Raw genomic sequence first — 13,512 nt, 5'->3', positions numbered from 1 at the left:
CATATGACACTTATAAGATTATTAGATTGGCTCTCTATGTAAGCATTACGCAGTTTTATAAAAACCCTACGAATATACCTGCTAGAATAACAGAAACAATAGTTACACTGATAAATCCTCCTACAAGCATGGGAGGAAGCATGTGACTAGTTAAAACTTCTCTTTCTTTCTCATCCTCTGTTAAAGATTTAATAACTTCATTTGTAATAATGTAGTCAGCAGGGAATCCATAAAGTGCAGTCAATGAAACTGCAAAGGCCATATTTTTGCTGACTTTTAGAATTTTTCCGATGATGAAGGAGAATATGTACATTCCTATGACTCCTATGACAATTGTTCCTACAAGTGGATAAAACAGTTGCATAATCATAGAAGGTGTAGCGTTTTTCAAGGCATCAAAAACAAATAACATTAATACTAAGATACAAATACCGAAACTGTTTGCCTTTTGAAGGACGTTTCTTTCTAAGAAACCAATACTTCCCGCGATAATCCCAAATAGTAAGCAAAGTACGAAAGGACTTATTTCTAGAATAGGATTTAATAGAGTAGATACCCCATAAGCAAGGAATCCGACGAAAGCTAGACGAAACAATTTAAAGTAGTCGGTATTATACTTTTCTGGTAATTTACGAAACATTTTGAGTTCTTCTTTTGGTATTCCTACTTCATCTTTAGTTTGTCCTGCAATAGTGATTTCGCCGATGCGGAATTTTTGAAGAAGTTCTTTTCCTTCTTTTTTAAGTACAATTGAAGTAAGTGGATACCCGGCGAATCCTTGCATAACGTATATGACTATTGCAAACACCGACAAAGTGGTAAGACCTGCATTTGCAGCACCTTCTGACATGATTAGCGCTGACACCACACCCCCAACCAATGGAGGGATAGCCACGATAACAGTTTTAACTCCGAATAGTAAAGTGCCTATTGTGAATAATGAGACAATTATACCTAAAATCCCAGCTAGTGAAATTAATATACTTTTCCATTGTTCCTTTAATTGTCTAAGAGAAAGGAGTGTACCCATATTTGTGATAAGAAGATAAATCATCATTGTTGCAACTACTGGAGGTACACCAGCTATTGAAATGATTTCCTTAGGGAAAAATGTCCAGTAACCAAGAATGAACAATATGGCAGCTATGAAAACAGACGGGATCCAAGCTTTAGTTCGTATAGAGACAAAGTCTCCAATAAATAAAATAGCGACAACAATAACCAAAGCTAGCATTTGCGGCATAATATTCAGTCCTTTCTGAAAGTAAGATAATTCATACAATATCATACTTCTTATTCAATATAAAGTATATAATATATCGCGTAATATTCAGTTAATTATAATTACTTAATTTTTACAGAGGTTATTTAATAGTAAAAACAAAAAAGCTATCCAAAAGGATAGCTTTTTTATACTTATGAGATGATTATTGAGCTGGGTTTAACTCAAGTTCAACAGTAATTTTAATGTCTTCGCCAACTAGAACGCCACCAGTTTCTAATGCTTGGTTCCAAGTTAAACCAAACTCTTTACGGTTAACTTTTGATTCAGCAGAGAAAGCGACTACTTCTTGCCCCCATGGATTAGTACCTTTACCACCATATTCAACGTCGAATGTTACTGGTTTTGTAACGTCTTTAATCGTTAGGTCGCCAGTTACGTCGTACTCACCATCGTCTTTTTTCTTAATATCTGTAGCTACAAATTTGATGCTTGGGTATGTTTCTGTATCAAAGAAATCTCCAGAACGTAAGTGGTTATCACGGTCTACGTTATTTGAGTTGATAGATTTTACGTCGATATCAAAACTAATTGTAGCACCTGTTAAGTCTTCTGTATTACCTTCTAAGTCTGCTGTGAAATTAGTGAAAGCTCCTTTTACTTTTGAAACCATCATATGTTTTACGGAAAAGTCGATTGTAGAATGCGCTGCGTCAAGATTAAATTTTGTCATTTTTTATTTCCTCCTAAGTTTGTTGTTATTCTAACTATAAAACAATATTACTTCGAAATCAAGAGTTTTTATTTCGAGGTAATATATATTGCCATAATTTCGTTTACCTTCTTTTACAAATAGCAAATATATGGTTACTTTATGTAACTAAATATAGATTAATATATTAGTTACGTCAAGTAATTAAATTACTTTTATTTTACTTTAGAAGGAAAAAAGAATATAATAGAAGGTAATAGAGGTGAATCAGATGAAAGAAACGTTATTATGTCCACGTTTATCGAAAGCAATGGAGTTGCTAGGTAAAAGATGGACTGCCCTAATCGTATATCAACTAATGGATGGAGCAAAACGATTTAATGAGATTGAGTCGTCCCTTCCTATAAGTGGTCGTTTGTTATCAGAGCGTCTAAAAGAACTCGAAAAAGAGGGTATTGTTGAAAGAACTGTCTTTTCCGAGGTGCCAATACGGGTAGAATATAACTTGACAGAGAAAGGTCTTGCTCTAAAAGAAGTAGTTGGAGGAATTGAGACTTGGTCTAAAGAATGGTTATAGCATTTTCTCTTGATATATTATGTGTGAAAATGCATACTATGTAAGGATACAAGGTTAATGAAGAAAGGATTGTCTCTCTTTGAGTAAACAAAAATGGTTTGAAAACTTAAGTGAAAAGTTAAACCCGGAGAATATTAAAATAGATGAAGCATTAAATTTGCATACAGTAACAAAAATGGGTGGGATGGCAGATTTGTTTGTCTCACCGGCCACGCAAGATGAAGCAGCCTATGTTGTACAGTATGCTTATGAACATAATATACCGATGCTACTATTAGGAAATGGATCTAATATGGTTGTACGGGATGGTGGAGTAAGAGGAATCGTACTTCGACTAGAAAATTTAAATAATATTATAATAGATGGTAACCGGGTAATTGCCGAGAGTGGTGCGGATATTATTGATGTGTCAAAAGCGGCTGCACGAGAATCCTTAACTGGTTTGGAATTTGCCTGTGGTATTCCTGGATCTATCGGTGGAGCGATGGCGATGAATGCAGGAGCATATGGTGGCGAAATTCAAGACGTAATTGTGCAATGTACTGTACTAACTCCATCTGGAGAAAAGTTAGTTCTTTCGAAAGAGCAATTGGAGCTAGGGTATCGAAAGAGTATTATTACGAAAAAAGGCTATTATGTATTGTCGACAGAATTTTTATTGGAAAAAGGGCATCAAGAAGAGATCGACTCAAAAATTGCAGATCTTACTTTTCAAAGAGAATCTAAACAACCATTAGAATACCCCTCTGCTGGTAGTGTATTCAAAAGACCACCAGGTTATTATGCCGGGAAACTCATTCAAGACAGTGGCTTACAAGGTAAAGGCTTTGGTGGTGCAGAGGTTTCCATGAAGCATGCAGGCTTTATCGTCAATAAAAATAATGCTACAGCAACTGATTATATTAGCACGATAGAAATGGTGAAAGAGAAAGTGAAAGAAAATTTTGGTGTTGAGCTAGAGTTAGAAGTAAAAATTGTTGGAGAAAATATAGATTAATACAAGCCTAGGCCCATGAATATAATTATTCATGGGCCTTTTTTATATGTTTGAAAGAGCATTGTAATCATTTTTAGCGTGAAGCACTCCAAAAAAATTGTGTGAAGGTTGAGGATGGGACTAGAGGTCTTTTGGGATGGATTCCTATTTCTCTATTTGTGTTCTAGCGATATATATAGAAGGAAAAAAGTAGGGAATGTCGAATACTGTAAAGGAACAAAGGGGGCAAGGTATATGAGAAAAGGGTGGAAAATAACTGCTTGGCTTATAGGTACTATCGTTGTGTTAGCAGTTATTGTCGTTGTAGGTTTGAACCTGTATTTATCTAGCACAAAAGCCATTATTGAAGGTGAACTTGCAATGAAGGTGCTAGACGCAGATGTAAAAGTAGTACGTGATGCAGATGGGGTACCGCATATTACTGCACAATCAGATGCTGACCTTTACCGTGCGCAAGGATTTGTGCAAGCACAGGATAGACTTTTTCAAATGGATTTAGCTAGAAGGCAGGCTAGTGGGCGTTTAGCAGAAGTGGTAGGAGAATCTGCGGTAGATACAGATAAGTTTTTCTTAACCTTTAGCTTACGTGATGCTGCTAAGAAATCTTATGATGGATATAGTGAGGAAGCGAAGGAAGTATTAAAGTTCTATGCAGAAGGGGTCAATGATTTTATCGAATTTGCGAAAGAAGAAAATAAATTAAGCTATGAGTTTAAATTACTTGGATATGAGCCAGAAGAGTGGACTCCAACTGACTCATTAGCAATTGGAAAGTATATGGCATATGACTTAGGTGGAAATTGGTCGACACTTGCAATACGACATTGGGCTTTAAATGAATTGGATGAAGAAAAGGCGAAGGAACTTTTTATTACTTATCCTGAGAATGCAAAATCGATTATAGAGGCGAATATAAGTAACCCAGTAAATGTAAGTGGTCACTTTGACTCATCGGTTTTACCGAATGAATTTAACGGTAGTAATAACTGGGTTGTGAGTGGGGACAAGACAGCTAGTGGTCTTCCACTACTTGCAGATGATCCACATTTGGGATTGAGCACACCATCTGTATGGTATCAAATGCATTTAGAATCACCAGAACAGAATGTTAGTGGTGTTATATTTGCTGGGATACCCGGCATTATTCTTGGTCATAACGAAGATGTTGCTTGGGGTGTAACCAATGTAGGGCCGGATGTGCAGGATCTTTATATTGAAACACCAAACCCAGAGGATCGGACCCAATTCTTATATGAGGGGAAATGGGAGCAAGCAGAGGTTCGTAATTCACCTATTAAAGTAAAGGGACAGGAGGATATACCTTTTGAAGTAGTGGTGACTCGACATGGCCCAATTATTTCAGATGTCGTATTCAAAGAGGAAGAAGCATCAGCGTTATTTTCCATGCAATGGACTGCGTTAGCTCCAACACTTGAATTACAAGCAATCTTAAAAATGAATAAATCTGCTGATTGGGAAGAATTTGAAGTAGCACTAGAAGACTTCCATGCACCAGCTCAAAATTTTGTATTTGCTGCAAAAGATGGGACCATTGCCTATAAAGCAAATGGGAAGATACCTTTAAGAAAGACCGGGGATGGCCAATTGCCTGTTCCTGGAGACTCGGCGGAATACGATTGGCAAGGATTTGTTCCTTATAACGAGCTTCCAGTTGTTGTGAACCCAGAGGAAGGCTATATAGCGACAGCAAATAATGAGGTCGTAGATGATTCCTATCCATACCATATTACTGATTTTTGGGCTCAATCATATCGGTATGAGCGAATTGCTGAAGTGCTGGAGAGCAAATCGGATTTCACAAAAGAAGATATGATGGATTTACAGATGGATCAAACGAATCTATACGCTAAGGAATTCTTGACCCAGATGCTTGGATCAGTTGAAAACTTAGATACCAAGGGTGAATATAAAGAAATCCTTTCCTTAGTGAAGCAGTGGGATCAGGTAGATGATAAAGAACAAGCTGCTCCGCTTGTTTTTCATAAATGGATGAAGGAGTTACCTCAGACATTACTCGAGGAAGAAATGCCAGAGGATGTATATTCGATGTTGCCAGGAAAAGGTAATATTTCAGATCAATTATTACGAAAAGGCTATAATAATGAACAAAGTGCTTGGTTAGAAGCATATGGTGGTGTAGACAAGTGGGTATATGACTCATTTGTGAAAGCAACCGTAGAAATATCCGAAGAGTTTGGTTCAAATGAAAAGAAATGGAAGTGGGGAGATTACCACCAGTTAACATTTGATCATCCACTGGGAGGGGCCTCTCCAATCTTGGCTTATCTCTTAAATCCAGATCCAGTTCCTATAGGGGGATCCAATATTACCGTGCAAGCAGCCGGTTTTGGAGAGGATGGAAAAGTGGACCACGGAGCGTCCTGGCGATTTGTAGCAGATTTGGCTGATTTAAATGAGGCCTATCACATCGTAGGGCCGGGACAAAGCGGTCATATGAAATCCGAATGGTATCATAGCCAAGTAGATGACTGGGCAGAAGGAAACTATCACACTACCGTAATAGACGGAGACATCAAAGAAGGATATGAACTAATATTAAAAGCAAACTAAAATTGGCAGCCGAAGGTGTTTATCTTCGGCTTTTTTTTATATTAAGAGGAAATGAAGAGTAAAAGTTACCCTGTTTTTAAGCGATAAAAACTAAAGTAGTAAAAACATTCAAATACTCATTAGAATAAGTTGCATATTAAATATTCTGAACATATACTGAATATAACAATCAAACAATCATTTGAATGAGGTGGAAATATGCAGACAAAGGATATGTGTGAAGTAACAAAGGTGAACGAAGACATAGTGTTTTCCATAAAGAACCAAATACCAGATTTAGGAGCAGCAGCTCAAATCTTTAAAGCACTAGCAGATGAAACAAGATTGAAGATAGCATTTGCATTAACAATAGAGGAAGAACTTTGCGTTTGTGATGTGGGTGAGATTATAGGTTCATCTACAGCTACAGCATCTCATCATTTGCGATTTTTAAGAGACTTATCCCTTGCTAAATCAACACGTAAGGGAAAACAAGTTTATTATTCCTTAGCAGATCATCATGTGAACGCGTTAGTAAAAATCGCATATGAACATGCAATAGAAGAAGGTGAAAAGGATGGTAAAAGTAGCTAAACAAGAATATCGATTAGAAAATCTTTCATGTGCCAATTGTGCCATGAAATTTGAACAAAATATAAAAAAACTTCCTAATGTAGAGGATGCAACAGTTAACTTTGGTGCTTCTAAAGTATCGGTCATTGGTAAAGCAACAATAGGGGATATTGAAAAAGCCGGTGCGTTTGATGGCATAAAAGTGACTACAGTCAAACAACGTCAATTAGAAAAAATTCCTTTTTTCAAACGGAAAGAAAATATACTCACGGTTATTTCATTTGTATTTCTAGTTATAGGGATTATCGCATCGTTCACTTATGAGGAAGCACACCCAATTTCTATAGGGTTATTCATGATTTCTATAGTAGTAGGAGGCTTCGATTTATTTAGAGGTGGGTTAGCCAATTTATCTCGTTTTTACTTCGATATGAAGTCGTTAATGACTATAGCTATTATTGGTGCAGCAATTATTGGAGAGTGGCGCGAGGGAGCGGTAGTAGTATTCTTATTCGCGGTGAGTGAAGCTTTAGAGGCTTATTCGATGAATAAAGCGCGTCAATCCATCAGTCATTTAATGGATATTGCGCCACCTACTGCAACGATCCGCAAAGATGGAATGTTAATAGAGGTTGATACAGATTTTATACAAATAAACGATGTACTAATTGTAAAACCAGGGCAAAAAATTGCAATGGATGGAATTGTACTGAAAGGTACTTCTACAATTAACCAGGCGTCTATCACCGGTGAATCATTACCAGTTATGAAATCGGTAGACGATGAGGTATTTGCTGGAACGTTAAACGAAGAAGGATCACTTGAAGTACGAGTGACGAAGAGAGTAGAAGATACAACAATTGCAAAAATCATACACCTTGTTGAAGAGGCGCAAGCGGAAAAAGCACCCTCTCAAAAATTTGTAGATAAATTTGCAAAATATTATACACCTGCAATTATCATGATTGCTATATTAGTGGCTATAATTCCTCCGTTGTTCGGATCAGATTGGCAAACATGGATTTACCAGGGGCTTGCGGTATTAGTTGTGGGTTGTCCATGTGCGTTAGTAGTATCAACTCCCGTTGCCATTGTTACGGCAATCGGAAATGCAGCAAAACAAGGTGTATTAATCAAAGGTGGTATTCACTTAGAAGAGATTGGTCGACTTCAAGCAATTGCATTTGACAAAACTGGCACGCTGACCAAAGGGTATCCAGAGGTAACGCATGTAGAAGCAGATGCACCAAAAGACTTTATCCAAAAAGTAATGTCCATTGAAATCTACTCTCAGCATCCATTGGCAAAGGCTATTGTAAAATATGGTGCAAAAGAGCATATTCAAAGTGTAGAAATCGAGCATTTTCAATCTGTCACTGGCAAAGGGGCAGAGGGTATAGTGGACGGAACAAAATGGTCAGTTGGAAGTGTTAGTTGGATTTCTACTATCAGCACTGTTTCCTTTGAAGTCATTACTAAAATTGAACAGTTACAAACGGAGGGTAATACAGTCATGCTAGCATCGGCAGATGGTGTATATCAAGGGTTTATAGCTGTAGCAGATCCAATCCGTGAAACTAGTGTAAATGTGTTAGAGCAACTGAAAAAAGCAGGGATAAAGCATACTGTCATGCTAACAGGAGATGACAAACGTACAGCAAACGCTATCGCAACAAAACTAGGTCTGACGGACGTAGAAGCAGAGTTAATGCCAGAACAAAAACTTTTTGCCATAAAAGCATTAAGAGAAGAGTACGGCACTGTTGCAATGGTTGGAGATGGTGTTAATGATTCTCCTGCACTAGCAGCGGCATCGGTTGGTATAGCGATGGGTGGAGCGGGAACAGATGCGGCACTTGAAACAGCGGATGTGGCTTTAATGGCTGATGACCTAGATAAGTTACCTTATACAATCCGATTAAGTCGAAAAGCATTGCATATTATTAAAGAAAATATTATGTTTGCATTAGGATTAAAAATAATTGCATTGCTACTCATTATTCCAGGATGGTTAACTTTATGGATTGCTATCTTTGCAGATATGGGGGCTACTCTATTGGTAGTGCTTAATTCATTAAGACTTATAAGGATAAATAAATAGCGTGTACGGAGGCGGGAAAATGAAGCTTACGGAATGGACGATGGAAGAACAAGAACAACTGATCCACTTCATGACGACGAATAGTTGGCCGTATCATGGAAACTCACACCCAGCAAGAGAACTAATCGAAAAAACGATTGAAGAAGGCGGATATCAATCGGATGAAGTTAAAACCTTTTGGATTGAAAATGAAACAAATGAAAAGGTTGGTTTCGTAAAAATTTATGACCTACGAGATGAGATTCCTCTTTTTGACTTGCGAATTGCAGATCATGCGAGAGGTAGTGGTTACGGACCGGAGGCATTAAAGCTTGTAGCAGAGTATGTATTCCAACTACCAGAAGCGAAAATTCGTTTAGAAGGACATACAAGACAGGATAACTTTGCAATGCGCAAAACTTTTGAACGAGCTGGATTTGTAAAAGAAGCACAACTTCGACAAGCATGGTTTTCTCCTAAAGAGAGTTCCTATTACGATGCTGTAACGTATGGTCTAACGAGAGAAGATTTCTTAAAAGGAACTGCAACTCCCGTGAAGTGGGATGAAGATTTCCCTAAGACTTATCCTGCTAAAGAAGAGCTAACCTTTGCGGAGGAGTTTTACACAGAACGATTGTTGATACGAGCTCCAAAGGTAGAAGACGCGGATGAAATTTGGAAGGCGGTAGTCAATTCGGATGCTGCACTGAAAGAATGGATGCCATGGGCCCAAAAAAAGCAGTCATTGGAGCAAATTACAACGAATATACGTCAAGCAGTTGCCGACTTTATAACTAGAAAGGATTTACGCCTGCAATTGTATTTAAAGGAAACAGGAGAATTTGTAGGTGCTTCTGGATTGCATCGAATTGACTGGGACGTTCGGAAATTTGAAATTGGCTATTGGATTGATAGTAAGTTTGAGGGGAAAGGCTTAATGACAGAAGCATGTGAACGCATAACACAATTTGCATTCGAGGAACTACTGGCCAATAGAGTAGAAATTCGTTGTGATAGTGAAAATGTTCGAAGTCGCTCTGTAGCCGAAAGAGCTGGGTTTAAGTTGGAGGGCATACTTCAAAATGATTCTTTATCTGCCGATGGGGAAAAATTGAGGGACACATGCATATATGCCAAAGTCAGGGAATCTCAAGATTCTATTTAAAATTTCAATTTGAATATCAATGAAAAAATAAAAAGGTGTTGCCGTTTAGGCAACACCTTTCTTCATAGTGATCGTTTTCCACTGATTAGTTGAACTACAAAAATGATACCCGCAATGATTAGTAGTGCATGAATAAATCCGCCGCCAATCTTTAATACTAAACCAAGTAGCCAAAGTACGATTAATACTACGATAATTCCCCATAAAATTCTACCCATTTCATATCTTCCTCTCTTTATTTAATTTATCAAGTCATGTTGATATTTAAATTTTACCCGTTTGGGTATAGTATTAAACATGCTTCACTTTTTATATGCATGAAAGGAGTGTTATCATTGCTTACTAATGTGATGCAAGAAATAGTTCATAGCCTTGTCAGAGTGATGATGAGAGGGTCCGAGTATCAAACCTTTTGCAAATGCGAACAATGCGAACGTGATATTATTGCCTTGAGTTTAAATACATTACCTGCTCATTACGTTACAACAGAAAAAGGAAGAATAGCCGTTTTTGAGCGCTTAAATACAGCGGAAAATTTAGAATGGATCAACAAAAGAATTATCCACTCCATCTATGTTGTGGGTAAGTACCCGCATCGTCACTAAAACCTTGTCTTTTTTCGATAAGGTTTTTCCTCTGTTTAAATATTAATAGATAAATGCTTTTTGCTCAGACTCTTTCTAGTTCCAGCGCCTAGCCCCTCGAGTCGTTTCAGACTTGCGGGGCCGCAGGATGCGGGTCAGTCAGTCGTTGCGACACGATGTCGCGAACTTCGACTGATTTCGACTGGGCAATGAGCGCCTTATTCCGATTCTTCCAACGCATTTCGGGGCTAACATAGGCGCTTGCACCTTTCAAGATATAGGAATAAATATCTAGAATTGTGATAGGGTCTTTATTGTAGTAAAATATATAGAGCAAAGATGAGAGGAAGATAAATATGCCAACACCAAGCATGGAAGACCATATTGAACAAATTTATTTGTTGATAGAGCAAAAAGGATATGCTCGTGTGTCTGATATTGCAGAAGCATTGTCTGTATTACCATCTTCCGTAACCAAAATGGTTCAAAAACTTGATAAAGATGGCTTCTTAATATATGAAAAGTATCGAGGGTTAACTCTTACGGCAAAAGGAATGAAGCTCGGAAAAAAATTAGTAAAAAGACATGAACTTTTAGAAGATTTCTTGAGAATTATTGGCGTAAAGGAAGAGAATATTTACAATGACGTAGAGGGAATTGAACACCATTTAAGTTGGAACTCCATCGACCGTATTGCAGATTTGGTATTATTTTTAGAGGAAAATCCAGCATTACAATCCAAGTTAATGGAATTACAAGAACCAGAAAGTGAGCAAACCTTGTAAATGTTGTTTAAAGGAATACCACATGATACATACAATCTCTGGGAATGATAGAGGTTGAGTTTTAACACAAAAAGTAGAATATAATCTTTTGTGTGTATGAGTTTACAATAGAGTTTATGATTTATATGAATCGGCTATAGGGAAGTAGCATAACCTTTTTTGCAGTCTAATCACTTTATATATAATTCAGAAGAAGCAAGGAAAGATCGATACCATATTTGGTGAGAAGGAGAGCGGTAATTTTGATAGGAACAGCATCAGGAGAAATAGTAAAGTTACAAGTGAAAGAACAGGACGGATCAAAATGGATTTTAACATATGATGGAATGGATATTCCGTTAAATGCATCTGAAGCACCAGAGGGTGTAGAGGTAGGTGGCACAATAGAAGCATTCTTATTTGTGGACAGACGTGGAAATCTATCTGCCACAACACAGCTTCCATCTATTCAAAAAGGCACATACGGATGGGCTCGTGTCATTAAAGTAGTCGATAGAGATGGCGTTTTTGTTGATATCGGTACTTCTAAGGAAGTTCAGGTTAAAGAAGATGATCTTCCAAAAATAAAAGAATTATGGCCTGCTGTTGGAGATCATTTATATATGACACTCCGTACCGATAAAGATGGTGAGTTATTCGGTCGATTAGCAACTGAGGACCGAGTAGAAGAGCTATATATAGATGCACCAACGACATTATTCAATCAAAATCTACAAGCACGTGCATACCGCTTGCTTCCTGTAGGTACGTTTTTGTTAAGTTTTCCTGAAAACTACCGAATTTTTGTACATGAGTCAGAACGCTTTAATGAACCGCGGTTAGGTGAAGATTTAACAGTACGCGTTATTGACGTGAAAGAGGATGGATCTTTGAATGGTTCCCTTTTGCCACGTAGACATGAACGTCTAGGAGACGATGCAGAATCTATATTCCGTTACCTGAACGATGTTGGTGGTAAAATGCCATTCACAGATAAGTCTTCACCAGATGAAATTCAAGAAATGTTCAGTATGAGTAAAGCTGCTTTCAAACGCGCCCTAGGTAAACTTATGAAAGATAAAAAAATTGTTCAAGAAGATGGTTGGACACAATTGAAGATGTAGTTCATACGGAGTAAAAAGAATCGATTAGTCGGAACTTTTTACTCCTATTTTCGTATTATTGAGGGAATGGAAGAGAAAGGAAAGGGGTTAAATAGTATGAAGAAATTATTATTGCCATTCATTACAGCAATGTTATTAATAGGTATGGTTATTGCGCCTACTTATTCATTAGCAGACTCAGATGGCTCCACTGAAGAAGAAGTTGTAAATGAAAAATTTGGTGCACCTATCATCGTATATGGTGGAAATTTAACTGCTGAGCAAAAAGACAGTGTAAAAAAGAGTTTAAAAATAACGGATAAATCAGATGTTCAAGAAATAGAGGTAACTGGCAAAGATTTAGCAACATATTTACAAGACGGAGATGCATCTGCAAGAATGTTCTCTTCTGCTAAGATCACTCGAAAAGACGCTGGTAAAGGTCTAGTGATAAGCATAGTTACACCGGATAATATTACAGAAGTAACATCCGAGATGTATGCAAATGCAATGCTAACTGCGGGCATTAAGGACGCAGTAGTAGAAATTGCTGCACCTAAGCCTGTAACGGGTCATTCAGCACTAGTAGGGATATATAAAGCCTATGAGGTTTCGGGGGAAGAACTTGATCCCGAACGTACAGATGTGGCCAATGACGAACTATCTATTGCTACTAATCTAGCAAAAGATGCAGGTATTGATGAGGCAAAAGTGAGTGAGTTACTAACAGAGATTAAAAAGCAAATTGCAGAACAAAATCCAGTTTCTCGTGAAGAGGTGGAAAAAATTGTTTCGGAGCAATTAGCTAATCTAAAAATTGAGCTTTCGGAAAAGGATCGTCAGCTGTTGATCGATTTAATGGACCGTATTCGTCAATTAGATATCGATTTCAGTCAATGGTCAGATCAACTGAATGATTTAAGTAAAACAATTGAAGACAAGATTGGAAAAATAGTCGATAATGAAGGATTTTGGGAAGGTGTCAAAAACTTCTTTACGAATCTAATAGACTCGATTCGTTCTATTTTTAACTAATGTATGAGCCCTCCTTCTTAAATAGATAGGAGGGCGTTGTTTTGTTCAAAATTTATTTTAAGAAAATGCACCTATACTTATGTGGTTTTATACAATTACTGATTATATAAAGTGGATCTAGTTGATTGG

At 37.4% G+C, this 13,512-nt stretch carries 13 protein-coding genes; 10 read left to right on the top strand and 3 right to left on the bottom strand.

What is annotated here, in order from left to right:
* Window positions 1-55: 55 nt before the first annotated feature.
* Together MKX39_RS16705 and MKX39_RS16700 are read right to left on the bottom strand one after the other, a co-directional pair.
* The gene (locus tag MKX39_RS16705; protein WP_340770583.1) at window positions 56-1,243 is read right to left on the bottom strand and encodes a hypothetical protein; all 1,188 of its coding nucleotides are present in this window, start codon (window positions 1,241-1,243) and stop codon (window positions 56-58) included.
* A 184-nt stretch (window positions 1,244-1,427) separates the two neighbouring features.
* Window positions 1,428-1,955, bottom strand: a complete 528-nt coding sequence (locus MKX39_RS16700) for a YceI family protein (protein WP_093537532.1) — start codon at window positions 1,953-1,955, stop codon at window positions 1,428-1,430.
* 250 nt (window positions 1,956-2,205) lie between these two features.
* Here MKX39_RS16700 and MKX39_RS16695 point away from each other — a divergent pair, with 250 nt between their 5' ends.
* The 6 genes from MKX39_RS16695 to MKX39_RS16670 all read left to right on the top strand — a co-directional run bounded on the left by MKX39_RS16695 (window position 2,206) and on the right by MKX39_RS16670 (window position 9,897).
* Window positions 2,206-2,511 carry a winged helix-turn-helix transcriptional regulator gene (locus MKX39_RS16695; RefSeq protein WP_093537533.1) on the top strand — a complete coding sequence of 102 codons (306 nt, stop codon included), beginning with the start codon at window positions 2,206-2,208 and terminating at the stop codon, window positions 2,509-2,511.
* Window positions 2,512-2,590: 79 nt separating this feature from the next.
* Complete coding sequence (gene murB / locus MKX39_RS16690; RefSeq protein WP_340770581.1) at window positions 2,591-3,508, top strand: UDP-N-acetylmuramate dehydrogenase; 918 nt, start codon at window positions 2,591-2,593, stop codon at window positions 3,506-3,508.
* Window positions 3,509-3,742: 234 nt separating this feature from the next.
* Window positions 3,743-6,100, top strand: coding sequence for a penicillin acylase family protein (locus MKX39_RS16685; protein WP_340770580.1), 2,358 nt, complete (start codon window positions 3,743-3,745; stop codon window positions 6,098-6,100).
* A gap of 198 nt (window positions 6,101-6,298) precedes the next feature.
* Window positions 6,299-6,673, top strand: a complete 375-nt coding sequence (locus tag MKX39_RS16680; RefSeq protein WP_093537536.1) for an ArsR/SmtB family transcription factor — start codon at window positions 6,299-6,301, stop codon at window positions 6,671-6,673.
* On the top strand, window positions 6,657-8,753 hold the full coding sequence (locus MKX39_RS16675; RefSeq protein ID WP_340770578.1) for a heavy metal translocating P-type ATPase: 2,097 nt from the start codon (window positions 6,657-6,659) through the stop codon (window positions 8,751-8,753). The genes MKX39_RS16680 and MKX39_RS16675 overlap by 17 nt, the downstream gene beginning before the upstream one ends.
* Before the next feature lie 19 nt (window positions 8,754-8,772).
* Complete coding sequence (locus tag MKX39_RS16670) at window positions 8,773-9,897, top strand: GNAT family N-acetyltransferase (protein WP_340763683.1); 1,125 nt, start codon at window positions 8,773-8,775, stop codon at window positions 9,895-9,897.
* A gap of 62 nt (window positions 9,898-9,959) precedes the next feature.
* On the opposite strand, the gene MKX39_RS16665 is transcribed toward MKX39_RS16670, so the two are convergent.
* Window positions 9,960-10,115 carry a lmo0937 family membrane protein gene (locus MKX39_RS16665; RefSeq protein ID WP_139219921.1) on the bottom strand — a complete coding sequence of 52 codons (156 nt, stop codon included), beginning with the start codon at window positions 10,113-10,115 and terminating at the stop codon, window positions 9,960-9,962.
* 108 nt (window positions 10,116-10,223) lie between these two features.
* Here MKX39_RS16665 and MKX39_RS16660 point away from each other — a divergent pair, with 108 nt between their 5' ends.
* The 4 genes from MKX39_RS16660 to MKX39_RS16645 all read left to right on the top strand — a co-directional run bounded on the left by MKX39_RS16660 (window position 10,224) and on the right by MKX39_RS16645 (window position 13,383).
* On the top strand, window positions 10,224-10,502 hold the full coding sequence (locus tag MKX39_RS16660) for a late competence development ComFB family protein (protein WP_322788088.1): 279 nt from the start codon (window positions 10,224-10,226) through the stop codon (window positions 10,500-10,502).
* A gap of 335 nt (window positions 10,503-10,837) precedes the next feature.
* Window positions 10,838-11,266, top strand: coding sequence for a transcriptional regulator MntR (gene mntR / locus MKX39_RS16655; protein WP_340763680.1), 429 nt, complete (start codon window positions 10,838-10,840; stop codon window positions 11,264-11,266).
* 242 nt (window positions 11,267-11,508) lie between these two features.
* Window positions 11,509-12,369, top strand: a complete 861-nt coding sequence (locus tag MKX39_RS16650) for a CvfB family protein (protein ID WP_093537540.1) — start codon at window positions 11,509-11,511, stop codon at window positions 12,367-12,369.
* A 96-nt stretch (window positions 12,370-12,465) separates the two neighbouring features.
* The gene (locus MKX39_RS16645) at window positions 12,466-13,383 is read left to right on the top strand and encodes a DUF1002 domain-containing protein (protein ID WP_093537541.1); all 918 of its coding nucleotides are present in this window, start codon (window positions 12,466-12,468) and stop codon (window positions 13,381-13,383) included.
* Window positions 13,384-13,512 lie beyond the last annotated feature (129 nt).

Source organism: Psychrobacillus sp. FSL K6-1464 (assembly GCF_038003145.1).
In the GTDB taxonomy this organism is placed as follows: Bacteria; Bacillota; Bacilli; order Bacillales_A; family Planococcaceae; genus Psychrobacillus; species Psychrobacillus psychrotolerans.
Note: the sequence above shows the minus strand (reverse complement) of the source record. Positions and strands in the feature narration are given on the sequence as shown.

Excerpts from the sequence above, each read along its gene's own strand:
- MKX39_RS16705 (WP_340770583.1), bottom strand. The coding sequence starts at position 1,243 with ATGCCGCAAATGCTAGCTTTGGTTATTGTTGTCGCTATTTTATTTATT.
- MKX39_RS16685 (WP_340770580.1), top strand. The coding sequence starts at position 3,743 with ATGAGAAAAGGGTGGAAAATAACTGCTTGGCTTATAGGTACTATCGTT.
- MKX39_RS16670 (WP_340763683.1), top strand. The coding sequence starts at position 8,773 with ATGAAGCTTACGGAATGGACGATGGAAGAACAAGAACAACTGATCCAC.
- MKX39_RS16645 (WP_093537541.1), top strand. The coding sequence starts at position 12,466 with ATGAAGAAATTATTATTGCCATTCATTACAGCAATGTTATTAATAGGT.
- MKX39_RS16700 (WP_093537532.1), bottom strand. The coding sequence starts at position 1,955 with ATGACAAAATTTAATCTTGACGCAGCGCATTCTACAATCGACTTTTCC.
- MKX39_RS16665 (WP_139219921.1), bottom strand. The coding sequence starts at position 10,115 with ATGGGTAGAATTTTATGGGGAATTATCGTAGTATTAATCGTACTTTGG.
- MKX39_RS16675 (WP_340770578.1), top strand. The coding sequence starts at position 6,657 with ATGGTAAAAGTAGCTAAACAAGAATATCGATTAGAAAATCTTTCATGT.
- MKX39_RS16695 (WP_093537533.1), top strand. The coding sequence starts at position 2,206 with ATGAAAGAAACGTTATTATGTCCACGTTTATCGAAAGCAATGGAGTTG.
- MKX39_RS16680 (WP_093537536.1), top strand. The coding sequence starts at position 6,299 with ATGCAGACAAAGGATATGTGTGAAGTAACAAAGGTGAACGAAGACATA.
- mntR (WP_340763680.1), top strand. The coding sequence starts at position 10,838 with ATGCCAACACCAAGCATGGAAGACCATATTGAACAAATTTATTTGTTG.